Below are 25,097 nucleotides of genomic sequence, written 5' to 3' on the forward strand. Positions count from 1 at the left end.
CAGGGAATATCCCTAGCCTCTCCCGGGCGGCTTAACAATCCGTCTCGACGGGCAGGTCGATCCTACTCGGGCTCGCCTTTTTTGGACTGGTCGAGCAGATAGCCGCCGGCGGCACCGGCGGCGCCACCGATCGCGGCGCCCGCCAGCGGATTGCCGCCGACCACGGCACCGATCACCGCGCCGCCGGCCGCACCGATGCCGGCACCCGACAAGGTACGCTGTTCGGTCGAATTCATGTTCGAGCAGGCGCCGAGCGCCAGAAAGCTCGTAATCAGGGCGGCGCCGGTCAGCCGCGTGAGGGTCGACATTTCAGGCTCTCCTTGTCGCAGGGCGGGCGCCGAAACCCGATGGGGAAGCGTAGCGCACCGTCGATCTCTTCGTGAAAGAGAACAACCGAACGGTTTTGCAGTTCCGCCTGGGGCCGACGCGGCATGTCCCATGTCGCCAGTACGCCCGAATTGTCCTATATCCAAAGGAGTAACCGCTTCATGGATCGCTGGATGGCAATCGAGCCGGAACTCTTCAAGACGGGCATGCGGCGCCTCACGGCCGGCGTCTCGATCATCACGACACTGGCCGACGGGCAGCGCCGGGGGCTGACCGCCACGGCGGTCTGTTCGGTCTCGATGGCACCGCCGACCTTGCTCTGCTGCGTCAATCGCCAGGGATCGGCCCATGATTCGATCCTCGCGTCCGGCCTGTTCGCGATCAACGTGCTGACCGCGGCCGATCATGCCCTGGCCGAACGGTTTGGTGGTGCAGAGCTGGGCGAAGCGCGCTTCTCGTCCGGCGATTGGGGCGTGCTCGAGACCGGTGCGCCAATTCTCCAGAGCGCCTTCGTGGGATTCGATTGCCGACTGGTCCAGGCCTTCGACGGCTCGACCCACTCGATCTTCCTGGGCGAGGTGGTGGCGCAGAGCGTCGGGGCAGGCGAACCGCTTTGCTACCTAGGCGGCAGCTACGGCAGTTTCCACGACCTCGAAGCCCTGCTGGCGCTGCGCTGACCCCCGCGATCGAAGGGTGGTGCCCGCCCGCGACCGTGCCCATATCAGCCGCACCATGAGTTTACCCGCCTGGATCGATTTCGCCGCCTTGTCGGCCCTGCTGCAGGTCGTGCTGATCGACATCACGCTCGCCGGCGACAATGCCATCGTCGTCGGCATGGCGGCGGCCGGCCTGCCGGCCAGCCAGCGCGGCAAGGCGATTCTGCTGGGTATTTTGGCCGCCACCGTGCTGCGCATCATCTTCGCGCTCGTGACGGTGCAGCTGCTGGCGATCATCGGCCTGACGCTCGCCGGCGGTTTCCTGCTGCTCTGGGTCGCCTGGAAGATGTTCCGCGAGGCGACGGGCAAAGGCCATTGCCATGGCGGCGATTGCGCCGGCGCCAAGACCAAGACCATGACCCAGGCACTGATCCAGATCGTCGTCGCCGATATCTCCATGTCGCTCGACAACGTACTGGCTGTGGCGGGTACGGCGCGCGACCATCTCTGGGTCCTGGTCGCCGGCCTGACGCTCTCGGTCGGCCTGATGGGCGCCGCCTCGCAGCTCGTCGCCCGCATGATCGGCCGCTATCCCTGGATCGTCTGGATCGGCCTCGGCATCATCACCTACGTCGCCGTCAGCATGATCTGGCAGGGCTGGCACGAGGTGCGGCCCTACATGCCGCCGATGGAGTAGCGACCGCCCTCAGGCGATGATATCCGGCAGCAGCAGGCTTTCTAGCCGTGCGATCATGTCCTTTAGCGCCAGCTTGCGCTTTTTCAGGCGCTGGATCTGCAGTTGATCTGTGGCGGAATCGGCCACGTGGGCGACCAGCGCGTCGAGATCGCGATGTTCGCTCACCAGGGCTGCGAGCTTCTGCTTGATGGCTTCGTTGTCGAGGTCCATAGGCACTGTGTCGGCAATCTCTGACTTGGGTCACTCGGCATCGCGGGGCCGGGACTATAGCAGGGTGCGCTGCGGCGGGGGAGGGGCCGATGACCGGTGATTTCGAGGGGCAGGCGAGCGACTTCTGGGGGTTCGCGACGGCTCTCTACGCCCGGCCCGGCGTGGCCGCCCTGTGCCTCGATCTGCAGGACCGGGCCGGCCACGACGTCAATCTCCTGCTGCTCAGCCTCTGGGCCGGCGAGGCACTGGGCCTTGCGCTCGACGATTGGGATCTGGCCGATCTGGCCGCCGCCGTTGCGCCCTGGAACCTGCGGGCGGTCCATCCCCTGCGGATCCTGCGGCGCTCGCTCAAGGGCGAGCCCTGGGCCGACACCCTGCGCGCGCGGATCGGAACGGCGGAGCTCGAGGCCGAGCGGCTGGCCCAGCGCCATCTGCTGGCGACCTTGCCGCTGCGGTCGCGCGGCGTTCCGTCGCCGGAACTGGGGTTCGCCAATCTCGAACGCTATGCGGGATCGGCTGCGGCGCTCAGTCTTTCCGCCCTGTTCGAGGCGGGCGCGGCGCCTCGCCCCAGCGCGTGACGCCGCCCGCGTCGATGTCGAACAGGTCGAGCACGCGGCCCAGCGTATGGTCGACCATCGCCTCCAGGCTGGCCGGCTGCGCATAGAAGGCCGGGACCGGCGGGGCGATGATCGCCCCCATCTCGGACAATTGGGTCATGGTCCGCAGGTGCCCGGTATGGAGCGGCGTCTCGCGCACCATCAGCACCAGCCGCCGGCGCTCCTTCAGCACCACGTCGGCGGCGCGCGTCACCAGGCTGGTGGTCACGCCAGTCGCGATCTCGGACATGGACCGGACCGAGCAGGGCGCGACGATCATGCCCAGGGTGCGGAACGAGCCCGACGAGATCGCGGCCGCCATGTCGGTCGCCGCATGGCAATGGTCGGCCAACGCCTGGACGTCGGCGATCTTGTGCGGGGTCTCGAGCGCCAGGGTGACCTCCGCCGTGCGCGACAGCACCAGATGGGTCTCGATCGCGAGCGGTTTCAGCAGTTCCAGCAACCGCACGCCATAGCGGACGCCGGACGCGCCGGTCAGGGCAATAATGAGTCGCTGAGGCGTTTTGTCCATAACCGCTTGAACTAGCTCGGATGCGTGCTGAAATCCAGAGATGCCGCATGGCTATGACCCCGAGGCACCCGAATCGAGCGCTTGGAGCGCGAGGCGGATGGGGTTACGGTTTTGTGGCGCATTCGTGCGACAACGCTTCCAGGAGAGGCATCTATGGCTGTTGAAGATCATATCCGGGCGCTCCGGACCAAACACGCCACCCTAGACAAGGCAATCCTGAAGGAGACGTCCCGTTCCCTCCCTGACGATGGTAAAGTAGCGGAATGGAAGCGCGAGAAATTACGACTTAAGGACGCGATCGCGGACTTGTCTCGACAGCATGTCATGTGACGATTAGCGGTCGAACGCGATGAGAAGGCCGGGCTGGTGAATCAGTCCGGCCTTTTTATTTGGGAATCTCTAAACGCGAGGGTGTGAAGGCCCAGATCTCCTCGCGCAGCCGATCGGTCAGAAAATCGACGAAAACGCGCAGCTTGGGCGAAAGCTGGCGATGGGTCGGCCACAGCAGCCACAGCGCGCCGCGCTCCACCATATCATCGCTCAGGACGGCCTGGAGCAGGCCGGTGCGTAGAGGCTCGCGGGCGACATAGACCGGCAGCAGGCCGATCCCCAATCCCTCGAGCGCCGCCCACAGCACGGCGTCGGAATTGTTGAAGACCAGGCTTTTCGGCAGCCGCGCCACGTCGAGCGGCGTCGAGAACGGCCAGGGCTGCAATCGCCCGCTCGTCGGGAATTTGAAATGGATGCAGCGATGCCGGGCCAGGTCCTGCGGCATCCCGGGCCGGCCGTGCCGGTCGAAATACCCGGGGGTGCCGCAAGCGACGAAATGCTGGCCGCCGAGCCGTCGCGCCATCAATCGCGAGTCCGCCAGGTTGCCGGTGCGGATGACCAGGTCGAGGCCTTCCTCGATCACGTCGACCGAGCGATCGTCGAAATCGAGTTCCATCTCGATCTCAGGATAGCGGGCGAGATACGCCGCCAGATGCGGAAGCACCAGGAAGTGGCCGACCGCATGGGGCACGCTGACGCGCAGGCGGCCGCGCGGCGCGGTGCGCGCCGACGTCACCGTTGCCTCGGCGTCGCGGATATCGTCGAGGATGCGCTTGCAGCGCTCGTAGAACAGCGCGCCTTCCTCGGTCAGTCCGATCCGACGGGTCGTGCGATGCAGCAGCCGGACACCGAGCCGCGCCTCGAGCCGGGCGACGCTCTTGGCGACCGCCGAGGACGAGAGACCCAGCAGGCGGCCGGCCGCGGCGTAGCTGAGTTGTTCGGCGGCCTGCACGAAGGCGGCGATACCGCTGAGACTTTCCATGAGGATTTCCGGATTGAGGATATTTTGTCCAGACTATAGTGCCAACAGGCCGGATCGACCATGGTATGCGGACGAACTATCCACATCGTCGCCAACGATTGGGATATTGCCGCAATGTTCTGCACCATCGACGACCGTCCGCTGCATTATGAGACCGTCGGCCAGGGGCGTCCGATCGTGTTTCTGCACGGCTGGAAGATGGACCATCGCGACGGCTTGAACGATTTCGAGCCCGCGTTCGCCGATCGGCCCGGCTGGCAGCGGCTCTACCTCGATCTCCCGGGCATGGGCCGGTCGCCGGCACCGCCGGGAATGACGGATCTGGACGGTATGCTGGTGATCCTGCTGCGGTTCCTGGATCAGGTGATCCCGGGTCGCCGGTTCACGCTCGCAGGCACGTCGGCCGGCGCTTACCTGGCCCGCGGCATCGTCCATCATCGCACGGATCTGATCGACGGATTGCTGATGCGGGTGCCGAAGATCCTGCCGGGCTTCGGCACGCACCAGGTTCCGCCGTTTCGCCCGCTGCTCGAAGATCCCGGCTTGATGGCTGCGTTGGCGCCAAGCGAGCGGGACGAATTGTCCGAGATGCTCGTTCAGCGGCCGGGCTACCTGGCCGCCTATCGCGACAAGCTCAGCCATCGGGTTCGAACGGCGGCCGCGCTGGCCGACCATGTCGCGTTGGACCGCATCCAGTTCGGTGACGGCACCTACGGCTTCTCGTTCGATCTCGAACCGCCGGGATTCCGCTTCGAGCGGCCTGCGCTGCTCGTGACGGGGCGGCAGGATACCAACGTCGGTTATCGCGACGCGTGGACGATCCTCGAAAGCTACCCGCGCGCCAGCTTCGCCGTGCTCGATCGCGGCGAACATGGGCTGCCGATCGATCGGGACGAGCTGTTCCGGGCGCTCGTCTCCGACTGGCTCGACCGGGTCGAGGAATTCTCGGACGACCGAGCCTAGGCGCCGTCCGGCCGGTCGCACCGGGCGAGGATGCGGGTCATGACCCGATCGATCCGGTCGCGGTCGGCGATCCGGAAATGCCGGCCGGCGGTGCCGTAGTCGGCCATGGTCCGCAGGCCGGCGAGGGCCACGTAGAGCCAGAAGGTCCGATCGGCCGTGGCTCCGGCGAGCGCCAGCCAGGCTTCGGCGAAACCCGGGGGCTTGTCCGCCTCCAGGAGGTCGAACAGCGTGCGGGCGATGGCGATACGCGGGTCGCCCCAGCCCAGCTGGTCGACGTCGACCAGGCCGGAGAAGCGCCCAGCCTCGGTCACGATGGCGTCGCGGGTCGCCGGCTCGGCCATGAAAGCGAGCGCCGGGATGCGGTCGAGCGCCGCGGTCTGGCGGGCGAGGCGCCGCTCGACCATGTCGGCGATCGTCGCGTCCACCAGGCCTGCCGCCTGGATGGCGCCCCGCGCCTCGGACAGATCCTGCGCCAGCGCATCCGACCAGCGGGTATGGGGGGCGGACTCCGGCGTGCTGGCCCAGCCATAGCGCTCGGCGCTCTTCAGGCCCGCCACCTTGTGCTGCATGTCTGCCAGCGTGCCGGCGATCAGGCCCAGATGCGGCGCCTTCAGGCGATCGACGGTCTGGAGCAGCGGCCCGCCGTCGAGCCGCTCCAGGATCAGCGACGGGAACTCGGACGTGAGGTCACGCGCCAGGATCTTCGGCAATTTGACGCCCAGGTGCCGCAGGCGGTCGGACCAGAGGGCGGCATCGCGGATCGTCGTGCGATGCTCCGGGTTGCCCAGGCGGACGACCGCGCGGCGCCCGTCGGTCAGCTGCACGTCGAACACGAAATGTCGGGCGCTGCCCTCGAACCGGCGCACCCCGGCCGCGGCACCGTTCAGCGCCGCCTCGACGATGGCGGCGGCCAGGAACTCGTCCGGCCCGACGCCCGTCGGCGGCAGCAGAGGCCGGGCGTCAGCCATCGATGTCTTCACGCGCCCGATCGCGCAGCACGAATTTCTGGATCTTGCCGGTCGAGGTCTTGGGCAGCGGCCCGAACACCACGCGCTTCGGCACCTTGAACCGGGCCAGATGCTCGCGGCAGAATGCGATGATCTCGGCCTCGGTGGCGCTGTGGCCCGGCTTGGGCGTGACGAAGGCGCACGGCGTCTCGCCCCATTTCTCGTCGGGCTTGGCGACGACCGCCGCTTCGAGCACCGCCGGATGGCGATAGAGCACGCTCTCGACCTCGATGGTCGAGATGTTCTCGCCGCCGGAGATGATGATGTCCTTGGACCGGTCCTTGAGCTCGACATAGCCGTCCGGATGCAGCACGCCCAGGTCGCCGGTATGGAACCAGCCGCCCTTGAAGGCGGCTTCGGTCGCCTTCGGGTTCTTCAGGTACCCCTTCATGACGATGTTGCCGCGCATGAACACCTCGCCCATGGTCAGGGCGTCGGCCGGCACCGGCTGCAGCGTCTCGGCGTCGGCGACCATCAGCCCATCCAGCACCGGATAGCGTACGCCCTGGCGCGCTTTCATCCGGGCCTTCTCGGCCGCGGGCAACGCGTCCCAGTCCTCGTGCCAGTCGCAGACCACGGCCGGGCCATAGACTTCGGTCAGGCCGTAGACATGGGTGATGTGGAAGCCCATGCGCTCCATGCCCTCGATCACGGCCGCCGGCGGCGGGGCGGCGGCGGTCATCATCTCGATGGTTCGACCGCCGAGCTTCGGCGGTTCGGGCGCATGCAGCAGCATGGTCATGATGATCGGCGCACCGCACAGGTGGGTGACGCCATGGCGCTCGATCGCACCGAGGATGCCCGGCGCATCGACCCGGCGCAGGCAGACGTGGGTCCCGGCCAGCGCCGTGATGGTCCAGGGAAAGCACCAGCCGTTGCAATGGAACATCGGCAGGGTCCAGAGGTATGTCGGATGCCCCGCCAACCCCCAGACCATGATGTTGCCGACCGCATTCAGATAGGCGCCGCGATGGTGATAGACGACGCCCTTGGGATCGCCGGTCGTGCCGCTGGTATAATTGAGCGAGATCGCATCCCATTCGTCGGCGACCGGGATGCCGGCGTAGGCGGGATCGCCCTCGGCCAGCAGCGCCTCGTAACCGAGCGTGCCGATCAGGTCGCCACTCTCGGCCAGCGGATCGTCGATGTCGACGACGATCGGTTTCGTCCCCTCCATCAGCGCCAGCGCCGCCGCGACGATCGGGGAAAACTCCCGATCGGTCAGCAGCAGCTTGGCCTCGCCATGGCCCAGCATGAAGGCGATGGTCGGCGCGTCCAGGCGGATGTTGAGCGCGTTCAGCACGGCGCCGGCCATGGGTACGCCGTGATGGGCCTCGATGATTTCCGGAATGTTCGGCGCCATGATCGCGACCGTGTCGCCCGGGCCGATGCCGCGCCGGTTCAGGGCCGAGGCGAGCCGGCGACAGCGCTCCGCGGTTTCGCGCCAGGTATAGCGGCGCGCGCCATGGACGATCGACGGCCGGTCCGGATGGACCGCGGCAGCGCGTTCCAGGAAACCGAGCGGGGTCAGCGGCACGTGGTTGGCCGGGGTGCGGTCGAGATCGCGGGCGTAGGGCGAGGAAAGCGGGATCATGCCGGGTCCAATGAACGGGGTAGCGCCATGATCCGCCCAAGCGCCCGGAAACCGCAAGCGGCGTGACGCGTCCGGCGCCAGCGGCTAGGCTTGCCGCAAGAACGATGCCCAAAGGGAGAGACGATCCATGACCGAGGACGCGGCCGCCCGTTTCGATGCGATCCATGCCCGCTCGCTCCGGGATCCCGAGGCTTTCTGGGGTGAGGCCGCCGCCGACCTCGCCTGGGTCAGGCCTTATGACCGCGTGCTCGACGCCAGCCGCCCGCCGTTCTATCGCTGGTTCCCCGGCGGTCGCCTCAACATCTGTTACAACGCGCTCGACCGCCATGTCGCGGCCGGGCGCGGCGACCAAGTGGCCTTGATCCACGACAGCCCCGTCACCGGCCGGGTCGACCGCTACACCTATCGGCAACTGACCGAGCGGGTGGCGAAGCTGGCCGGCGCCATCGCGGCCCTGGGCGTGGGCAAGGGCGACCGGGTGGTGATCTATCTGCCGATGGTGGCGGAGGCGGCGATCGCGATGCTCGCCTGCGCGCGCCTGGGGGCGGTCCATTCGGTCGTGTTCGGCGGTTTCGCCGCGCGCGAACTCGCGACCCGGATCGACGACGCCAAGCCGAAGCTGATCCTGTCCGCCTCCTGCGGCATCGAGACTACAAAGCGCGTGCCCTACAAGCCGTTGCTCGACGCCGCGATCGAACAGGCTGCGGCCAAGCCGGCCCATTGCCTGATCCTGCAGCGGCCGGAGCTGCCCTGCGACCTGGTGCCGGGTCGGGATCTCGACTGGGCCGAGGCTGCTGCGGCGGCCGAACCGGCGCCCTGCGCCGATACGGCGGCAACCGACCCGCTCTATATTCTCTACACCTCCGGCACGACCGGCGTGCCCAAGGGCGTGGTGCGCGACCATGGCGGCTACGCGGTCGCGCTCCATTGGAGCATGGGCAACGTCTTCGGCCTGGCGCCGGGCGAGACCATGTTCACCGCGTCCGACGTCGGCTGGGTCGTCGGCCATAGCTACATCGTCTATGCGCCGTTGCTGAAGGGCTGCACTTCGGTGCTCTACGAGGGCAAGCCGATCGGCACGCCCGACGCCGGGGCGTTCTGGCGGATCGTGCGCGACCATGGCGTCCATGTGCTGTTCACCGCACCGACCGCGTTTCGCGCGATCCGGCGCGAGGATCCCGACGGCCGTTTCATCAAAGCCGCGCCGCTGGGTCCATTCCGCGCCCTGTTCCTGGCGGGCGAACGCTGCGACCCACCCACGCTTGCCTGGGCCGAGACGCAGCTCGGATTGCCGGTGATCGACCATTGGTGGCAGACCGAGACCGGCTGGCCGATCGTGGCCAACTGCCTCGGCATCGGGCGATTGCCCATCAAGCCCGGGTCGCCGACCAAGCCGGTGCCGGGCTGGGAAGTGCTGGCCCTGGACGAGGCCGGCCAGCCGGTGGCGCCGGGCGAGATCGGCAACCTCGCCATCAAACTGCCCTTGCCGCCCGGTTCCTTGACGACGCTCTGGCGGGCGGACGAACGCTACGTCTCGTCATACCTCGCGGCCTTTCCGGGATATTACCAGTCGGGCGACGCCGGCTATATCGACGAGGAGGGCTATGTCTTCGTGATGACCCGGACCGACGACATCATCAACGTCGCGGCCCACCGCCTGTCGACCGGGTCGATGGAGGAGGTCGTGGCCGCCCATCCCGATGTCGCCGAATGCGCGGTCATCGGCGTGCTGGACGAGGTGAAGGGCCAGATGCCGCTGGGCTTCGTCGTGCTGAAATCCGGGGTCGTCCGACCGGACGAGCAGATCGAGCGCGAGATCGCGCAGCTGATCCGCGACCGTATCGGCCCTATCGCCGGCTTCAAACGCACGCTTGTGGTCGACCGGCTGCCGAAGACCCGATCCGGCAAGATCCTGCGTCAGGCCATGCGCGGCCTGGCCGATCGCAAACCAGTCGCGACGCCGCCCACCATCGACGATCCGGCGGCGCTGGACGAGATCGATGCAGCATTGAAGAAGGCGGGGTTCTGACAATCACCCGCGACGGCTGCTCCCCGTCACTTCCGAACTGATCGAACCGAGCAATCCGCGATGGTACGATCTTTCGCAGGACCTTCGAGCGGTCCCGGATTTCCGCGTTCGCGGGAATGACGGCGGGGTTGGATACGCCCAGTCATTCCCGCGGAATTCGGGGTCAGATCTCGTCGATCTCGGTCAGCAGCGGCTCCGCGCGGACGGCGTTCGGGTTCTGCTTGCGGGCGACCACGAGCAGGGCTTCGAAGTCCGCCTGGCTGCACAGGCCGATCGCCACCGGGTTGCGCGGCTTGATGTTGGGCGAATTCCAGTGCGAGCGGTCGCGGATGGCCGCGATAGTGGGCTTGGTCGTGCCGATCAGGCGCGAGATCTGGGCGTCCGACAATTCCGGGTGGTTCTTGATGATCCAGGCGATGGCGTCGGGCTTGTCCTGGCGCTTGGAGATCGGCGTGTATTTCGGGCCGCGCAGCTTGGACGGCGCCACCGGATGGGCGCCGGACGCGAGCTTCAGGCGCAGCGCCGGATCGGTCTCGCAGCGTTCGATCTCGGCCTTGGTGATCTGGCCGTTCGCGATCGGGTCCAGCCCCTGCATCATGGTCGCGACCTCGCCGTCGGCGATCGCCTGGACCTCGAGGGCATGCAAGCCGCAGAACGCCGCGATCTGGTCGAACGACAGCGAGGTATGCTCGACGAGCCACACGGCGGTGGCCTTGGGCATCAGGGGCAGCGGCATGCTTTTACTTCTCCTGGCGACGCGGGAAGGGCCGGCGGTCGCTGGCTAGCGGGTTCCCGGGACGATATGCATAAAAATGACGATATGCTGCTTATATAGTCGAGCGGGCCGCGCGATGGAAGCGCCGGGTCGATCAGCGGCCCGCAAGGCCGCCCGGCGTCCCGGGATCCGCTCAGGCGACCAGCACGATCTTGCCGATATGGGCGGAGCTTTCCATCAGGCGATGCGCCTCGTCGGCATGGGCGAGCGGGAAGGTCTTGAACAGCACCGGCTTCACCGTGCCGGCGTCGAGCAGCGGCCAGACATGGGCACGCAGCGCATCGGCGATGATGCCCTTTTCCGCCGGCGGGCGCGGGCGCAGGGTCGAGCCGGTCAGGGTCAGGCGCTTGCGCATCACCAGGTTGAGGTCGATCTCGACCTTGGCGCCCTTCAGGAATGCGATGTTGACGATGATGCCATCGACCGCGGCTGCCTGGATGTTGCGCTGGACATAGTCGCCGCCGACCATGTCGAGCACGATGTCGACGCCGTGGCCATGGGTCAGTTCCTTGACCACCTGGACGAAATCCTCGGTCCGGTAGTCGATGCCGCGCTCGGCGCCCAGGCGCTCGCAGGCCTGGACCTTGTCGGCACTGCCGGCCGTCGCGAAGGCGCGGCCGCCCATGGCCTTGACCAACTGGATCGCCGTGGTGCCGATGCCGCTGGTGCCGCCGTGGATGAGGACGGTCTTGCCCGCGGCGAAATGCGCCCGGTCGACCAGGTTGCTCCAAACCGTGAAGAAGGTCTCGGGCAGGCCGGCCGCCTCCTCGAACGACAGGCCGGTCGGCACCGGCAGGCATTGCACGGCCGGCACCGTGCAATACTCGGCATAGCCGCCGCCCGCGACGAGCGCGCAAACCTTGTCGCCGACCGCCAGCCGATGGGCGCCGAAGCCCAGTGACACCACCGTGCCCGCGACCTCGAGGCCCGGGATGTCGGAGGCGCCTGGCGGTACCGGATAATGCCCCTGGCGCTGCAGCAGGTCCGGCCGGTTGACGCCCGACGCCGCAACCTTGATCAGCACCTCGCCCTCGGCCGGCTGCGGCACCGGGCGGAGCGAGGGACGAAGCACGTCGGGTTCGCCCGGCATGGAGATCTCGATCGCGGTCATCATCTCGGGCAAGGCGGTCATGGCGGACGCTTTCGGTATGGGGACGGCGCGGATGCGCGCTGTGCTGTCCTAGCCGGAATGGGGCGGTCGAGGCAACCATCGGGCCCGCAGGACGAAGACCAGATGCTCGCACCCTGCCGTCATGGAATGGTCACGGGTCCGACGCATGCAGGCACATCATGACGCTGGTGCTGGTCAGGGTCCCGCGATCGTCTCGACGCTTGTCTTCCGCCGGTTTCGGCGTTAGAAACCGCGCCTTCCGTGACGGGTCTCCGGGCCGCGCACGGCCGTCTGTTGCTTGACGTGCCGTGGGGCGACCGGTATAACCCGCCACCCCGTTGACAGTTTCGTTTCATCGAGAGCGCGTTTTCCATGGCCAATCACAAGTCCGCTGAGAAGCGTTACCGGCAGACCCTTCGTCGGACCGAGGTCAATCGTGCCCGTGTCGGCCGCATCCGGACCTTCGTCAAGAAGGTCGAGCTGGCGATCGCTGCCGGCAACAAGGACGATGCCAAGGCCGCCTTCATCGCCGCCCAGCCGGAGATGGTGCGGGGCGCCCAGAAGGGCGTGCTGCATAAGAATACGGTCTCACGCAAGCTTTCGCGCCTGAACGCGCGGATCGCCGCGCTCTAGTTCGATTTCTCGCCGAGTCGGCCCCGGACTGCCGGGGCCGAATGTCTGACGGATTTGCTACTCGATTGCCTCGCGATCGAAGTAAAGACGGCTGTCTGTCTTTGCTTTGTTTCGCCCAGCGAAAATATTCGCGCGTTCCGCATTCGATCCCGTTGCCAGCAGCGTCACCCATCGGTAATCTTCCTGAGCCTTGTCCTCATAGGAGATGCGCGCGGAATTTTGGTCTCCGGGCGCGTTAACTAGCGAGTGTCGGGGTTTTGCGATGGCGCGTCAGTGCGCGATTGTGGATCTGCCGAGAAATACTTGTAAAATTTCAATAATCACAAACGGTCGGCCTTTCGGGGCAGACGGTCTGGGGTGTTGGGGGGCACATCTTCTGGAGATGCGGTGGCGACGGACGCCTGTCGTTCGGTCGCGCCAAATCGCCATCATGACGGATCTTCCGGGTCGATCGGCCGAGCGCCAGTTTCTCAGCGTTTGGGGCGATGGCTCGTGGCGCGAGAGTGGGACGGATCACATCCGGCCTGCCGGTCGCGCTGGCTAAATGTCGATCCGACGGTCGCGCCCCGATATGCGGGAGGCGAGCGTCGGCGACGCGATGGTGACGAGCGACTTCTCGCCGCCGGCCCGCGTGGCCCGTCGGAGCCTTGGACCCCGATGGCCGTGCCCGCCCGCGCGGAAAGCTGGACGCCGCCGGCGTGTTACCGGGTTTCAATCTGCGAGATGGGCTGGGCAGTGCGGGTAGTGGCTCGAAGCGCAATGATCATTCTTTTTGGACGCCACGCGGCCCGCGGCCTCGTGCCCGGCGGGATGCGCGCACGGTGACCGTGAACGTTTCCGAGATCGACGGGCCGCTCGAGGCTCAGTGGCAGCGGGTGCGCGGCCGGCTGCGTGACGAGTTCGGCGAAGCCGCCTATCGCAGTTGGCTGTCGTCGCTCAGCCTCGCCGACCTGGTCGAAGGCGCCATCCGCATCGAAGTGCCGACCCGTTTCCTGCGCGATTGGGTCGTGGCCCATTACGCCGATCGGATCCGGGCGCTCTGGTCCGGCGAGAACAGGGACGTGAACGCGGTCGAAATCGTCGTGGGCGAACGCCGTGTCGAGCCCACGCCGGTCGAGGCCGAGCGCGCGATGGCGGCACTCGTCGCGGACGAAGAGCGGTCGGCCGAGCGCGCCGAGGTTTCCGTCCGCCCTGTCAACGCCGCAACGGTCGCGCCGATGGTCGAGCCGCCAGACGACCGCGAGATTTCGGCCCCGCTCGACCAGCGCTTCACCTTCGAGAATTTCGTCGTCGGCAAGCCGAACGAGTTGGCCCATGCCGCCGCACGCCGGGTCGCCGAGTCGGCGGCGACGGGCAATCGCGCCGCGCCGTTCAATCCGCTGTTCCTCTATGGCGGCGTCGGGCTGGGCAAAACCCACCTGATGCATGCGATCGCCTGGCACATCCGCCGGCAGGATCCGAGCCGCAAGGTGATCTACCTGTCGGCCGAAAAATTTATGTACCAGTTCATCAAGGCGCTGCGCTTCAAGGACACCATGGCGTTCAAGGAGCAGTTCCGCTCGGTGGACGTGCTGATGATCGACGACGTGCAATTCATCAGCGGCAAGGATTCGACCCAGGAAGAGTTCTTCCACACCTTCAACGCGCTGGTCGACCAGAACCGCCAGGTGATCATTTCGGCCGACAAGTCGCCGTCTGATCTCGAAGGCATGGAAGAACGGATGAAATCCCGGCTGGGCTGGGGCCTGGTCGCCGACATCCATCCGACGACCTACGAGCTGCGGTTGGGGATCCTGCAGGCCAAGGCAGAGCTGAAGCAGACCCAGATCCCTGCCAAGGTGTTGGAATTCCTGGCGCACAAGATCACGTCGAACGTGCGCGAGCTCGAAGGTGCGCTGACCCGCATCACGGCGCATGCGCAACTGGTCGGCCGCTCGATCACGCTGGAAAGCGCCCAGGACGTGCTGCACGACCTGTTGCGCGCGAACGACCGCCGGGTCACGATCGAAGAGATCCAGAAGCGGGTGGCCGAGCATTTCAACATCCGGCTGGCCGACATGCATTCGGCCCGCCGCGCCCGGGCCGTCGCCCGCCCGCGCCAGGTCGCGATGTACCTGTGCAAGCAGCTGACGCCCCGCTCGCTGCCCGAGATCGGCCGCAAGTTCGGCGGCCGCGATCACACGACGGTCATGCATGCCGTGCGCAAGATCGAGGAACTGGTCGCCGCCGACCGCGCGCTGGGTGAAGACATCGACCTGCTGAAGCGGATGCTGGAGACTTAAGGGCTCGCTGCGCCGCCGCCGATTTCCGAATTCGACCGCAAGCTCCGGAGGGTCTCCGGATCGGGCCCTGCCCATATTGATGGAACACGCCGAACGGCGTGATTCTATCGAGGGAGCAGTGCCATGGAGTTCGCAGATACGATGCCGGCGGAGAGTGCCCCGTCCTCCTTCCGCCCGGACACGGGTGCTGGCGAGACGATCCGTTTTGCCGTCGGCGCCGGATCGCTGGGCGCGGTCCTCGTGGCGGAAAGCGCACGAGGCCTGTGCGCGATCCTGCTCGGCGACCGGCCGGAGGGGGCGATCCGCGAGCTGGAGAGCCGCTTTCCCGATGCCCGGCTGCTGCGCGACGATCCGGGCCTCGATCCGTCGTTGCGCCAGATCGTGGCCTTCGTCGAGGATCCGGCCCGGGGCCTGGACCTGCCGCTCGACCTGCGCGGCACCCCGTTCCAGCACCAGGTCTGGCAGGCGCTCCGAGACATTCCGGCCGGCGCCACCGCCAGCTATTCGGCGATCGCCGCGCAGATCGGCGCACCCAAGGAAGCCTATGCGGTGGGCGAGGCCTGCGCCGCGAACGTGCTCGCCGTTGCGGTGCCGTGCCATCGGGTAGTCCGCAAGGACGGCACGCTCGCGGGTTTCCGCTGGGGCTTCAAGCGCAAGCGGGCGCTGCTGACGCGGGAAGGCGGGCTGCTCGCCTAGCCTCGGGGCCGGAATGCTGCGGCCTCGAGACCTTCGGCGGCGAGGGTCCGGGCGACGGCGGGCCGCCGCAGCATCCGTTCCGTATGGGCCGACCAATGGGGATAGGCCGACATGTCCACGCCGATCAGCCCGCCCCAGCGGTAGAATACCAGGGGATAGGTATCGGCGACGGTGAAGCGCTCGCCGACGAACCAGACGCCGGTCGCCGCCAGGGCTTCGATCTCGTCGTAATAATCCAGGATGGCGCGCCGGCCCGCCTCCTTGATGGCGGGATGGAGGCCTTCGTCGCCGGCAAAGCGCTCCATGCGCCAGTATTGTCCGAAGGCGACATGCACGGAAGCTGCGTAGAACGACAACAGCTCGTTGCAGCGGGCGAACAGCATCAGGTCGTCGATCGGCAGCACGCCCGAGTCCGGGAAGCGGCGACCCAGATAGTTCAGGATCGCCACGTTCTCGGTCACGATCGTACCGTCGACCGCGAGCGCCGGCACCCGGCCCTTCCTGTTGATCGCCAGATAGTCGGGACGGAGATGGGCGCCTTCGCGGATCGGCACCGGGCACCCCTCGTAGGATGCCCCGGCCTCATGCAGGACGATGTGCGGCGCCAGCGAGCAGGCGCCGGGGGAATAATAGAGCTTCAGCGTCATGGGCCTCTCCCCGGGAATCGAGATCTCGTGGAAATTGGCGACGCAGACGGCAGAAGGCGAACGATGGTTCTTTGCCAAGCTTGTGAGGGAAAGTAACATCCCGGCATGGTCCACTTTCCGTCGATCCAGACCCTGCGCGCCTTCGAGGCGGCAGGGCGTCTCCAGAGCTATTCGGCCGCCGCGCGTGAGTTGGGCCTGACCCATTCCGCGATCAGCCATCGCATCCGGGCGCTCGAAACCGGCGGTGGCCAGACGCTGTTCCAGCGCGCCGGCAACCGCATGATCCCGACCGGGGAAGGACATCGGCTGCTGGTCCAGGTGCGCGCGGCGCTGGGTTTGCTGGAACAGGCATTTCCGGGAAACGCCCCGAATCCGCGCCGGCTCGTGCTCGACGCGCTGCCGGCCTTCGCGGCGCGTTGGCTGGCCCCGCGCCTCGGTGCCTTCCGGTCCGCGCATCCGGACGTCGAGCTGGAGCTGCGCGCGCTGCCGAAACTGACCGATCTAGCGGCCGAGGGCATCGACGCGGCGATCCGGTATGGCCCGGGCGACTGGCCGAACCTGCAGGCGACGCCGCTGGCCCGCGAGCGGATCTTTCCGGTCTGTGCGCCGGCCTATCGCGAGCGCCACGGCATCGAGCTGCCCGAAGACCTCGCGCGCCTCACCCTGCTGCGCAATCCCTGGCAGCCCTGGACGCCATGGTTCCAGGCGGCCGGCCTGGCGTTCAAGGAACCGGCGACCGGTTCGTCCTATGCGGATGCCGGATTGCTGCTGCAGGCGGCTGCGGCCGGCGAGGGGGTGGCGCTCGCCCGCGGGTTGCTCGCGCGGGACGATCTGGCCACTGGGCGGCTGGTGCGGCCGTTCGAGGTGGCGATCTGGGATCGCTACGGCTATTTCCTGGTGCGGCCCCTGACGGCGATACCGAACCCCGCGCTGGCCGCGTTCGAGCGATGGCTGTCGCAGGCCATCGCCGTCGACGCGGCGGAGCGCGGGTAGGGCGTCAGAGCCCGAGCATCAGGCCCATGTTCTGGACGGCCGCACCGGACGCGCCCTTGCCGAGATTGTCCAGGCGGGCGACCAGGGTCGCCTGGCCGTGGGCCGGGTGGGCGAACACGAACAGCTGCAGCAGGTCGGTGCCGTTCAGGGTCTCCGGATCGAGATGGGCGAGGCCGGTCTTGCCGGACAGTTCGAGCGGCATGACGCGCACCAGCTTCTGGCCCTCGTAATAGTCGGCCAGGATGCCATGGATGTCCGCGCCCGAAATCGGCCGCGCCAGGGCACGCAGGTGCAGCGGTACCGCGACCAGCATGCCCTGGCGCCAGTTGCCGACGGACGGCAGGAAGATCGGCCGATGGGCCAGGCGGCCATGAACCTGCAGTTCCGGCACATGCTTGTGCTCGAGGTTGAGGCCGTAATAACGCACCGGGCTGGCGTCGGCGCCGGGCGGGTCGCTCTCGTAGCTCTCGATCAGCTTCTTGCCACCGCCAGAATAGCCCGAGGTGGCATGGATCGACAGCGGATAGTCGGCACCCAGCACGCCGGCATCGACCAGCGGGCGGATGAGCGCGATGCCGCCGGTTGGATAGCAGCCGGGATTGCTGACGCGCCGGGCGGCGGCGATCCTGTCGGCTTGGCCCGGCGCCATTTCGGCGAAGCCATAGACCCAGTCGGGATCGACGCGATAGGCGGTCGAGGCGTCGAGCAGGCGGGTGCGCCCGCCGGCGGCCATGGCGGCCGCTTCACGCGAGGCGTCGTCGGGCAGGCACAGGATGGCGAGGTCGACCTCGTTCAGCGCGCGGCGCCGCGCGGCCGGATCCTTGCGCGAGTCGGCTGGCAGGCTGACGATCTCGATGTCGGTGCGATCGGCCAGACGGCGATGGATCTCGAGCCCCGTGGTGCCGGCTTCGCCATCGATGAATACGGTCGGTCGTGTGGACATGGGCTTAATTCCTAGAGGATCCGGGCGGCCGATCGACGCCGGAAACGCGGCTTGAACACTACCAGCGCCAAGCCGGCGAAGACCAGTCCGCCTGCCGCAACCTTGGTCTGATCCAGGCGCTCGTCCAGGCAGATCGCGGCGATCACCAGGCCGAACACCGGGACCAGCAGCGAGAAGGGGGCGACCCGGCTGGCCGGGTGGCGCTTCAGCAACGTGCCCCACAGCGCGGAGCCCGCGGCCGCCGACAGCGGGCCGGCATAGAGGATGACGGCGACGGTGCTCCAGGACCGATGCGCCCAGGCCGCCGCCGGATCCTCGAACAGGATCGACAAGATCGCCAGCGCCACGGCGGCGACCGGGCTCATCCAGACCGACAGCGCCAGCATGTCGACGCCGCCCAGGCGCTTGATCAAAATGTTGCTGGCAGCCCAGCACGCGGCGGCGGCGAGCGTGATAGCCAAGCCGGCGAACGTCGATCCGGCACCGCCGCCGAGGCCGATCAGCGCCAGCCCGGCGAAGGCGACGAGCGTGCCGAGCAGCACGATGGCCGGCGGTCGCTCGCCCAGCACCAGGGCGGCGAGCGCGATGGTCATGAAGGCCTGGCTCTGCAACACCAGCGAACCCAGGCCGGGCGCCATGCCGGCCGCGATCGACACGGTCGACAGCCCATAGAGCCCGACGCCCAGCACGATGCCCAATGTGGCCACCATGCGCCACGGGACCGCGGGGCGCGGCACGACCAGCATCAGGCCGGAGGCGACGGCGAAGCGCAGCGCGGCAAACAGCAACGGCGGCATGCCGCCGTCGAGGCCCAGTCGAACGACGGTGAAATTGCCGCCCCAGAGCAGGGCGACCAGGCTCGCCAGCAGCATGTCGGTGATCGGCATCTATCCAGCCCCAAATCGATTGATGAACGGAGTGGATTTGATCAAGCTGGCACGACGCCGACAAACGGGAGTTTTCCGGGTTCAGGCCGCAAAAATTCGGGGCTACAAATGGTCGATCTGCTGCCACCTCTGAACGCGCTGCGCTTCTTCGAAGCCGCGGCCCGGCATCTCAGCTTCACGGTCGCCGCCGAAGAGTTGCACCTGACGCAGTCGGCGGTCAGCTACCAGGTGAAGCAGCTCGAGGCAGCGCTCGGCATCCTGCTGTTCGAGCGGTTGCCCCACGGGCTCGTGTTGACCGCGGCCGGCGAACTCTACCTGATGGAGGTCCGGACGGTGCTGCAGCGCCTGCGCTTCGCCGGCGATCGGCTCGGTCGCCAGGCGCGGGGCCGCGACGTGCTGGCGGTCAGCATGCTGCCGTCCTTCGCCGCCAAATGCCTGGTGCCGCGCCTGGGCCGGTTCACGGCGGCCTTTCCGGGCATCGACCTCAGCCTCAGCGTCGCGACCGATCTGGTCGATCCGGATGCGGCCGGGCTGGATTGCTGCCTGCGCTATGGGCCGGGCGGTTGGGCCGGCGTCGCGGCCGAACGCCTGGGCGGTGAGGACCTGATCGCCGTGGCCAGGCCGGCGCTGCTGGCCGAAGGACCGCCGATCGCGGTGCCGGCCGATCTGCTGCGCCATCGGCTGATCCACGACAAGGGGGCGGTGACCTGGATCGAGTGGCTGGCCCATGTGGGTGCGCCGGAGCCGGACGGCACGGGGCCGTTCTTCACGGAGTCGACGCTGGCCTATCAGGCGGCGATCGACGGCGGCGGCGTGGCACTCGGCCGGTCCCTGCTGGTCGCGGACGATCTGGCGGCGGGACGGCTGGCAGCCCCGCTGTCCCATTCGATGCCGGCGCCCTTCGCCTATTTCCTGATCCGCCCGACCCGGCGGCGCAGCCCGCTGGCCGAGGCCTTCCGCGACTGGCTGCTGGCCGAGATCTTCGCGCCCACGGCGGCGTGACGATCCCTTCGCGCCTGCAACACGCAAACCGTTCGTCGGCCCGGAAATCTGTGCTATACGATCCGTCCGTGGGGAAGGGCCGCAAGAGCCTCGCACCGGCGGGTCGGTCCGGTCGCTGGTCCGTCTGTTGTAACCTTGCCAACGAGCGCCCCTTGGTACGATTCCAGACACCATGAAGATCACCATTGAACGCGCGGCGCTGCTGCGCGCCCTCGGCCACGTCCAGAGCGTCGTCGAGCGCCGAAACACCATTCCCATCCTGTCGAACGTGCTGCTGCGCGCGGAAAGCGGGCGGCTCAGCCTGTCAGCCACCGACATGGACCTGGAGGTCGTCGAGGTCGTGCCGGCTCAGGTCGTGCGCGAGGGCAAGACCACCGCACCGGCCCATACGCTCTACGACATCGTGCGCAAGCTGAAGGACGGCGCCCAGGTCGAACTCGACGCGAGCGGCGACCGGGGTGCCCTGACCCTGCGGTCCGGCCGGTCGACCTTCACGCTCGCCTGCCTGCCGGCCGAGGACTACCCGGTCATGTCGGGCGGCCCGCTGGCCCACGAATTCCTGCTCGCGGCCAACGACCTGAAGGGCCTGATCGACCGGACGCGCTTCGCGATCTCGACCGAAGAGACGCGGTACTATCTGAACGGCATCTATCTGCATGCCGCCCAGAGCGCCGAGGTCGACGTGCTGCGCGCGGTCGCGACCGATGGCCATCGCCTGGCGCGGGTCGACGTCCCGCTGCCGGACGGCGCCAAGGGCATGCCGGGCGTGATCGTCCCGCGCAAGACCGTCATGGAACTGCGCAAGCTGCTGGACGAGACCGATCAGGCCGTGCGCATCGAATTGAGCGAGACCAAGATCCGCTTCGATTTCGGCGACGGCGTGCTGACGTCCAAGCTGATCGACGGTACGTTCCCGGACTATGACCGGGTCATCCCGGCCGGCAACGACAAGATCCTGGAAGTCGCGACCCGGCTGTTCGCCGAGGCGGTCGATCGCGTCTCGACCATCTCGACCGAGAAGAGCCGGGCGGTGAAGCTGGCGCTCGACCATGGCAGCCTGGTGCTGTCGGCGACCAGCCCCGAGAACGGCACAGCGTCGGAAGAGATCGAGGTCGGCTACCAGCACGGGCCGATCGAGATCGGCTTCAACTCGCGCTACCTGCTGGACATCACCCAGCAGATCGAAGGCGAGGATGCCCAGTTCGTCATGGCCGATGCGGCGTCGCCGACGATCCTGCGCGACGCGCGCGATCATTCGGCCCTCTATGTGCTGATGCCGATGCGCGTCTGATCGGTTCGAGGCAGACCAGTTCGACCCAAGTCGAGAGGCTGTCCGGACAGGGCAGCCTCTCGATTCATTTTGGGCGGTCCGGGCGGTTCAACGGTCGAGTACGGCGCGGATCTTGATCGCGATGTCCTTCAGCGTGAACGGCTTGCCGATCATGTCGACGTCCGGATCCAGCTTGCCGTCGCGGACCACGGCGCGGCTGGCATAACCGGTGGTGAACAGTACCTTGAGGCCCGGTCGCGCCGCCACGACCGCGTCGGCCAGTTCGCGGCCATTGGTACCGCCGGGCAGGCCGACGTCGGTGAACAGCAGGTCGATCCGATCGAGGTCGGGGAGCTTCGCCATCGCATCCTCGGCGGTGCGGGCATCGACGACGGCATAGCCCAGGGTTTCCAGTGCGGTCACGCTATAGGCGCGGACATCGTCGTCGTCCTCGACCACCAGGATGGTTTCGCCGGTCCGGCCGTTCGGCAGGTGATCCGCGGCCGGAGGCTCGGCCGGGGCGGTATCGCCGATGAGGCGCGGCAGGAACAGCTCGACCGTCGTGCCATGGCCGATGGCGCTGCGGATCGCGGCGTGGCCGCCCGACTGGCGCGCGAAGCCATAGACCATGCTGAGGCCGAGGCCGCTGCCATAGCCCACGTCCTTGGTGGTGAAGAACGGCTCGAACGCCTTGGCCAGAGTCTCCGCACTCATGCCGGTGCCATTGTCGGTGACCGAGAGCATGACGTAGTCGCCCAGCGCGGCCTCGGGATATCGGCTCGCCGAAGCCTCGTCGAGCACGGTGTTGGCGGTCGTGATCGCGAGCTTACCGCCCGACGGCATGGCGTCGCGGGCATTCAGGGCGAGGTTGAGCAGCGCGTTCTCGACCTGGTTGGCGTCGGCGCTGGTCTGCCACAGGTCGCCCGCGAGCGAGCTTTCGATCGTGACCGTCTCGCCGAGCGACCGGCGCAGCAATTCCGACATGCCGGTGACCAGCTTGTTGAGATCGACCGCCTTCGGTGCCAGCGGCTGCTTGCGGGAGAAAGCGAGCAGGCGGTGGGTCAGGGTCGCTGCCCGTTCCGCGCCGCGCCGGGCGGCGCCGACCAGGCGGATCATACGCTCGTCCGTCAGGCCCAATTCCATGACGTCCAGGTTGCCGATCACTACGGTCAGCAGATTGTTGAAGTCATGGGCGACGCCGCCGGTCAATTGTCCGACTGCCTCCATCTTCTGGGCCTGGCGCAGCTGCTCCTCGAGCCGCCGGCTCTCGGTCACGTCACGGGCGCTGACCGCCACGCGCCGGCGCTCGTCGGCATGTTCGGGGACCGGCGAGGCGATCGCCTCGATCAACGACTCGCCCTGGGTGCGCCGGTATTGCACCGGCTTGCCGATGGCGAGCGCCTCGTTCAACGCATGGGCGATTTCGGTCGCCCGTTCCGGCGGGTGCACTTCGGCCAAGGTGCGGCCGACGACGGCGTCGCGCGTCATACCGTAGAGCCGCAAGGATGCCGGGTTGATCTCTTCATAGACGAACTCGCCGGTCGGGCCGACCATGATCAGTGCGTGGCATTCCGAGGAATGTTCGTAGAACAGCTGGATCTGGCTCTGGCTGGCCTGCAGCTGCGACGTCCGCTCCTCGATCTCGGTCTCGAGCGTCGCGTTGAGCCGCCGGATCTCGGCGTCGGCCCGATGGCGCTGCATGGCCATGCCCAGCAGGTTGGCGACCGATTCCAGGAAGGACAGATCCCGTTCGGTAAAATCGCCGGCGCTCTGGCTATCGGCTTCCAGCACGCCGAACGCCGGTTCCTGCCCGTCCAGGATGACGTTGATGGCACGTTGGATGTCGTGCTCGACCAGCAGTTCGGGTGTGCGGAAGCGTTCCTCCTCCGCCAGATGGTTCGAGATGACCGGGCGATGGGTCTGGAACGCATAGCCGGCCGGCGAGGCGAGATCGGCGCCGACGGTGGCATGTCCAACCACGCCCTCGTGCCAGCCGACCCCGGCGCGCACCAGGAAGCGGCCTTCGTCTGCCTGATATTCCAGTGCCTTGCAGAACTGGATGCCCAGGCCGAGCGCAGTCAGCCGACAGGCCTCGTGCAGCAGGGCGTCGAGCGGGACGTCGGTCAGCGCAATATGGCCGAGTTCGGCCAGCAGCGCCTGTTGATGCAGCCGCTGCTCCAGTTCGCTGCGGGCCGTGAAGGGCTCGGCGGGCGGCTCTAACGTCACGATGGGCTTCCGATCCAACTCGAAACGACGGTGGAAATCATGGCGGCGTCGGGGCGGCCAGTGGCCGGTCCACCCCTGGTCAACGCCGGCTCTCGCGATAAAGTCCGGCAGGCCGCCCGAAATTCGTCCGGGCCACGCGCGGGGCGAATGGCGATTGGGCTTCTGATCCTGGTGGCGCCGGTGTAAACTCCGGGGCTTCGAACTGCTCCGATGACCGGAGAAAAGCGACGGATTTCCGCAGGGGCGCCTAAGCATTGGTCCGAGTCAGCCTTGATCCGAGAATGCCTGCCGTCCGCGCCGTCACACCAACCCCGTGATCCCATAAGTCGATTGGAAAGTTCCTTCACGCCCGACGGTGCTGCCGGCCCGTCCTCGATCCCGTTCGAGGCCATGGGAAATCTGCGCGCGCCGGCCGGCACGTCGGCGCCGGTCGCGGTGCTGCGCCTCGACCTGACCGACTTCCGCTCCTACGAAACCGCCCGGATCGAAGTCGATGCCCGTCCGGTCGTGCTGACCGGGCCGAACGGCGCCGGCAAGACGAACCTGCTGGAAGCGGTCTCCTTCCTGGCGCCCGGCCGCGGCCTGCGCCGCGCGCGCCTGGCCGAGATCGACCGGCGCCCGGCATTGATGGGGGTTGCGGCGGTACCGGACATCGCCCGGCCCTGGGCGGTCGCGGCGAAACTGGCGACGCCGGGCGGCCTGGTCGCGATCGGCACCGGCCGCGACGGCACGAGCGAGAGCGGCGATCGACGGCTGGTCAGGGTCGACGGTCAGAGCGTCAAGGGCCAGGCGGCCCTGGCAGGCCACCTCAACCTCGTCTGGCTGACGCCGCAGATGGACCGGCTGTTCCAGGAGGGCGCCTCGCCGCGCCGCCGTTTCCTCGATCGGCTGGTGTTCGGTTATGACCCGGCCCATGCGACGCGCCTCGCCGCCTATGAACAGGCGCTGCGCGAACGGGCGAAACTGCTGCGTGCCGGTGGCGCCGATCCGCAATGGCTCTCGGTGCTGGAAGAAACCCTGGCGCGCGAGGGCGTCGCCGTGGCGGCGGCCCGGCGCGAGATCGTCGAGCGGCTCGACCAGGCAGCGTCCCGGCCCGCCGGGACCTTTCCCGCCCCACGGCTGCGGCTCGACGGCGGCGTCGAAGGCTGGCTCGACGACATGCCGGCACTGGCCGTCGAGGAACGGCTGCGCTCCGAATATGCCGCCGGCCGCCGGCTCGATGCCGAGATCGGCGGGGCCTCGGTCGGTCCGCACCGCAGCGATCTCAAGGTCAGCCATGCCGCCAAGGGCGCTAGCGCGGTCGATTGCTCGACCGGCGAGCAGAAGGCGCTGCTGATCGCCATCGTCCTGGCCCACGCGCGCCTGCAGACCGGCGTCAAGGGCGCGGCGCCGGTGCTGCTGCTCGACGAGGTCGCGGCCCATCTGGACCGCGCGCGCCGGCGCGCGCTGTTCGACGAGATCGAGGCGCTGGGCAGCCAGGCCTGGCTGACCGGCACCGACCCGGAACTGTTCGCCGAACTGGGCGGCCGTGCCGATTTCCTGACCGTGGCCGATGGGGCCGCCCTGCACGACCCGCCCCATGCCCGATAGCTGATATCCGCCGGCGGGGCCGCCATCGTGTGTTTGCCCCGAGCTTGCCTGAATTTCGTTCTAGACTATCCCGTTCGACCCCATCCGCCCTGGAGACGGTCGAGAGAGCCTGAAGAGAA

At 67.8% G+C, this 25,097-nt stretch carries 25 protein-coding genes; 13 read left to right on the forward strand and 12 right to left on the reverse strand.

Going from position 1 to position 25,097, the window contains the following annotated elements; genetic code table 11:
- Positions 1 to 62: 62 nt before the first annotated feature.
- Positions 63 to 308 carry a YMGG-like glycine zipper-containing protein gene (locus tag VGV37_RS04875; protein ID WP_326878501.1) on the reverse strand — a complete coding sequence of 82 codons (246 nt, stop codon included), beginning with the start codon at positions 306 to 308 and terminating at the stop codon, positions 63 to 65.
- 180 nt (positions 309 to 488) lie between these two features.
- Here VGV37_RS04875 and VGV37_RS04880 point away from each other — a divergent pair, with 180 nt between their 5' ends.
- Both VGV37_RS04880 and VGV37_RS04885 read left to right on the forward strand, forming a co-directional pair.
- Positions 489 to 1,004 carry a flavin reductase family protein gene (locus VGV37_RS04880; RefSeq protein WP_326878502.1) on the forward strand — a complete coding sequence of 172 codons (516 nt, stop codon included), beginning with the start codon at positions 489 to 491 and terminating at the stop codon, positions 1,002 to 1,004.
- Positions 1,005 to 1,059: 55 nt separating this feature from the next.
- Positions 1,060 to 1,680 carry a TerC family protein gene (locus VGV37_RS04885; RefSeq protein WP_326878503.1) on the forward strand — a complete coding sequence of 207 codons (621 nt, stop codon included), beginning with the start codon at positions 1,060 to 1,062 and terminating at the stop codon, positions 1,678 to 1,680.
- 9 nt (positions 1,681 to 1,689) lie between these two features.
- Here the strand turns inward: VGV37_RS04885 and VGV37_RS04890 are convergent, their stop codons facing one another.
- Positions 1,690 to 1,890: a YdcH family protein gene (locus VGV37_RS04890; RefSeq protein ID WP_326878504.1), complete on the reverse strand. Its 201-nt coding sequence runs from the start codon at positions 1,888 to 1,890 to the stop codon at positions 1,690 to 1,692.
- Positions 1,891 to 1,979: 89 nt separating this feature from the next.
- Between VGV37_RS04890 and VGV37_RS04895 the strand changes: the two genes are divergently transcribed.
- Complete coding sequence (locus tag VGV37_RS04895; RefSeq protein WP_326878505.1) at positions 1,980 to 2,468, forward strand: TIGR02444 family protein; 489 nt, start codon at positions 1,980 to 1,982, stop codon at positions 2,466 to 2,468.
- Here the strand turns inward: VGV37_RS04895 and VGV37_RS04900 are convergent.
- A complete protein-coding gene (locus tag VGV37_RS04900) occupies positions 2,416 to 3,018 on the reverse strand; it encodes a UbiX family flavin prenyltransferase (RefSeq protein WP_326878506.1) in 603 nt (200 codons plus the stop codon). The genes VGV37_RS04895 and VGV37_RS04900 overlap by 53 nt on opposite strands.
- A gap of 153 nt (positions 3,019 to 3,171) precedes the next feature.
- Between VGV37_RS04900 and VGV37_RS04905 the strand changes: the two genes are divergently transcribed.
- Entirely contained in the window at positions 3,172 to 3,348 is a 177-nt protein-coding gene (locus tag VGV37_RS04905; protein ID WP_326878507.1) for a YdcH family protein, read from the forward strand.
- Between the two features lie 55 nt (positions 3,349 to 3,403).
- Here VGV37_RS04905 and VGV37_RS04910 read toward each other — a convergent pair whose 3' ends face one another.
- Positions 3,404 to 4,330 carry a LysR family transcriptional regulator gene (locus VGV37_RS04910; RefSeq protein ID WP_326878508.1) on the reverse strand — a complete coding sequence of 309 codons (927 nt, stop codon included), beginning with the start codon at positions 4,328 to 4,330 and terminating at the stop codon, positions 3,404 to 3,406.
- 114 nt (positions 4,331 to 4,444) lie between these two features.
- On the opposite strand from VGV37_RS04910, the gene VGV37_RS04915 reads away from it, so the two are divergent.
- Entirely contained in the window at positions 4,445 to 5,293 is an 849-nt protein-coding gene (locus VGV37_RS04915) for an alpha/beta hydrolase (protein WP_326878509.1), read from the forward strand.
- Here VGV37_RS04915 and VGV37_RS04920 read toward each other — a convergent pair.
- Complete coding sequence (locus VGV37_RS04920; protein WP_326878510.1) at positions 5,290 to 6,261, reverse strand: phosphotransferase; 972 nt, start codon at positions 6,259 to 6,261, stop codon at positions 5,290 to 5,292. The two genes, VGV37_RS04915 and VGV37_RS04920, sit on opposite strands and share 4 nt — an antisense overlap.
- Entirely contained in the window at positions 6,254 to 7,894 is a 1,641-nt protein-coding gene (locus tag VGV37_RS04925) for an acyl-CoA synthetase (RefSeq protein ID WP_326878511.1), read from the reverse strand. The genes VGV37_RS04920 and VGV37_RS04925 overlap by 8 nt, the downstream gene beginning before the upstream one ends.
- A gap of 127 nt (positions 7,895 to 8,021) precedes the next feature.
- Between VGV37_RS04925 and VGV37_RS04930 the strand changes: the two genes are divergently transcribed.
- Complete coding sequence (locus tag VGV37_RS04930; RefSeq protein WP_326878512.1) at positions 8,022 to 9,923, forward strand: propionyl-CoA synthetase; 1,902 nt, start codon at positions 8,022 to 8,024, stop codon at positions 9,921 to 9,923.
- A gap of 163 nt (positions 9,924 to 10,086) precedes the next feature.
- Here VGV37_RS04930 and VGV37_RS04935 read toward each other — a convergent pair whose 3' ends face one another.
- Both VGV37_RS04935 and VGV37_RS04940 read right to left on the reverse strand, forming a co-directional pair.
- Complete coding sequence (locus tag VGV37_RS04935; RefSeq protein WP_326878513.1) at positions 10,087 to 10,659, reverse strand: DUF1013 domain-containing protein; 573 nt, start codon at positions 10,657 to 10,659, stop codon at positions 10,087 to 10,089.
- A gap of 172 nt (positions 10,660 to 10,831) precedes the next feature.
- Entirely contained in the window at positions 10,832 to 11,830 is a 999-nt protein-coding gene (locus VGV37_RS04940; RefSeq protein ID WP_326878514.1) for an NAD(P)H-quinone oxidoreductase, read from the reverse strand.
- 351 nt (positions 11,831 to 12,181) lie between these two features.
- Here VGV37_RS04940 and rpsT point away from each other — a divergent pair, with 351 nt between their 5' ends.
- The 3 genes from rpsT to VGV37_RS04955 all read left to right on the forward strand — a co-directional run bounded on the left by rpsT (position 12,182) and on the right by VGV37_RS04955 (position 15,420).
- Positions 12,182 to 12,442 (forward strand): 30S ribosomal protein S20, encoded by a 261-nt coding sequence (rpsT, locus tag VGV37_RS04945; RefSeq protein WP_326878515.1) that lies wholly within the window; start codon positions 12,182 to 12,184, stop codon positions 12,440 to 12,442.
- 827 nt (positions 12,443 to 13,269) lie between these two features.
- Entirely contained in the window at positions 13,270 to 14,724 is a 1,455-nt protein-coding gene (gene dnaA, locus VGV37_RS04950; protein WP_326878677.1) for a chromosomal replication initiator protein DnaA, read from the forward strand.
- A 123-nt stretch (positions 14,725 to 14,847) separates the two neighbouring features.
- A complete protein-coding gene (locus tag VGV37_RS04955) occupies positions 14,848 to 15,420 on the forward strand; it encodes a methylated-DNA--[protein]-cysteine S-methyltransferase (RefSeq protein ID WP_326878516.1) in 573 nt (190 codons plus the stop codon).
- Here VGV37_RS04955 and VGV37_RS04960 read toward each other — a convergent pair.
- The gene (locus VGV37_RS04960) at positions 15,417 to 16,067 is read right to left on the reverse strand and encodes a glutathione S-transferase family protein (protein ID WP_326878517.1); all 651 of its coding nucleotides are present in this window, start codon (positions 16,065 to 16,067) and stop codon (positions 15,417 to 15,419) included. The two genes, VGV37_RS04955 and VGV37_RS04960, sit on opposite strands and share 4 nt — an antisense overlap.
- 105 nt (positions 16,068 to 16,172) lie before the next feature.
- Here VGV37_RS04960 and VGV37_RS04965 point away from each other — a divergent pair, with 105 nt between their 5' ends.
- Positions 16,173 to 17,060: a LysR substrate-binding domain-containing protein gene (locus VGV37_RS04965; RefSeq protein ID WP_326878518.1), complete on the forward strand. Its 888-nt coding sequence runs from the start codon at positions 16,173 to 16,175 to the stop codon at positions 17,058 to 17,060.
- 4 nt (positions 17,061 to 17,064) lie between these two features.
- Here VGV37_RS04965 and argC read toward each other — a convergent pair whose 3' ends face one another.
- Together argC and VGV37_RS04975 are read right to left on the reverse strand one after the other, a co-directional pair.
- Positions 17,065 to 18,003 (reverse strand): N-acetyl-gamma-glutamyl-phosphate reductase, encoded by a 939-nt coding sequence (gene argC, locus VGV37_RS04970; RefSeq protein WP_326878519.1) that lies wholly within the window; start codon positions 18,001 to 18,003, stop codon positions 17,065 to 17,067.
- Positions 18,004 to 18,014: 11 nt separating this feature from the next.
- A complete protein-coding gene (locus tag VGV37_RS04975) occupies positions 18,015 to 18,890 on the reverse strand; it encodes an EamA family transporter (protein ID WP_326878520.1) in 876 nt (291 codons plus the stop codon).
- Positions 18,891 to 18,998: 108 nt separating this feature from the next.
- Between VGV37_RS04975 and gcvA the strand changes: the two genes are divergently transcribed.
- Together gcvA and dnaN are read left to right on the forward strand one after the other, a co-directional pair.
- A complete protein-coding gene (gene gcvA / locus VGV37_RS04980) occupies positions 18,999 to 19,892 on the forward strand; it encodes a transcriptional regulator GcvA (protein ID WP_326878521.1) in 894 nt (297 codons plus the stop codon).
- Between the two features lie 172 nt (positions 19,893 to 20,064).
- Positions 20,065 to 21,183 carry a DNA polymerase III subunit beta gene (gene dnaN, locus VGV37_RS04985; protein ID WP_326878522.1) on the forward strand — a complete coding sequence of 373 codons (1,119 nt, stop codon included), beginning with the start codon at positions 20,065 to 20,067 and terminating at the stop codon, positions 21,181 to 21,183.
- An 87-nt stretch (positions 21,184 to 21,270) separates the two neighbouring features.
- On the opposite strand, the gene VGV37_RS04990 is transcribed toward dnaN, so the two are convergent.
- Positions 21,271 to 23,388 carry an ATP-binding protein gene (locus VGV37_RS04990; RefSeq protein ID WP_326878523.1) on the reverse strand — a complete coding sequence of 706 codons (2,118 nt, stop codon included), beginning with the start codon at positions 23,386 to 23,388 and terminating at the stop codon, positions 21,271 to 21,273.
- A gap of 330 nt (positions 23,389 to 23,718) precedes the next feature.
- Between VGV37_RS04990 and recF the strand changes: the two genes are divergently transcribed.
- Positions 23,719 to 24,978 carry a DNA replication/repair protein RecF gene (recF, locus tag VGV37_RS04995; protein ID WP_326878524.1) on the forward strand — a complete coding sequence of 420 codons (1,260 nt, stop codon included), beginning with the start codon at positions 23,719 to 23,721 and terminating at the stop codon, positions 24,976 to 24,978.
- Positions 24,979 to 25,097: the final 119 nt, after the last annotated feature.

This window comes from Aliidongia sp., from assembly GCF_035943795.1.
Lineage (GTDB): Bacteria > Pseudomonadota > Alphaproteobacteria > ATCC43930 > CGMCC-115725 > Aliidongia.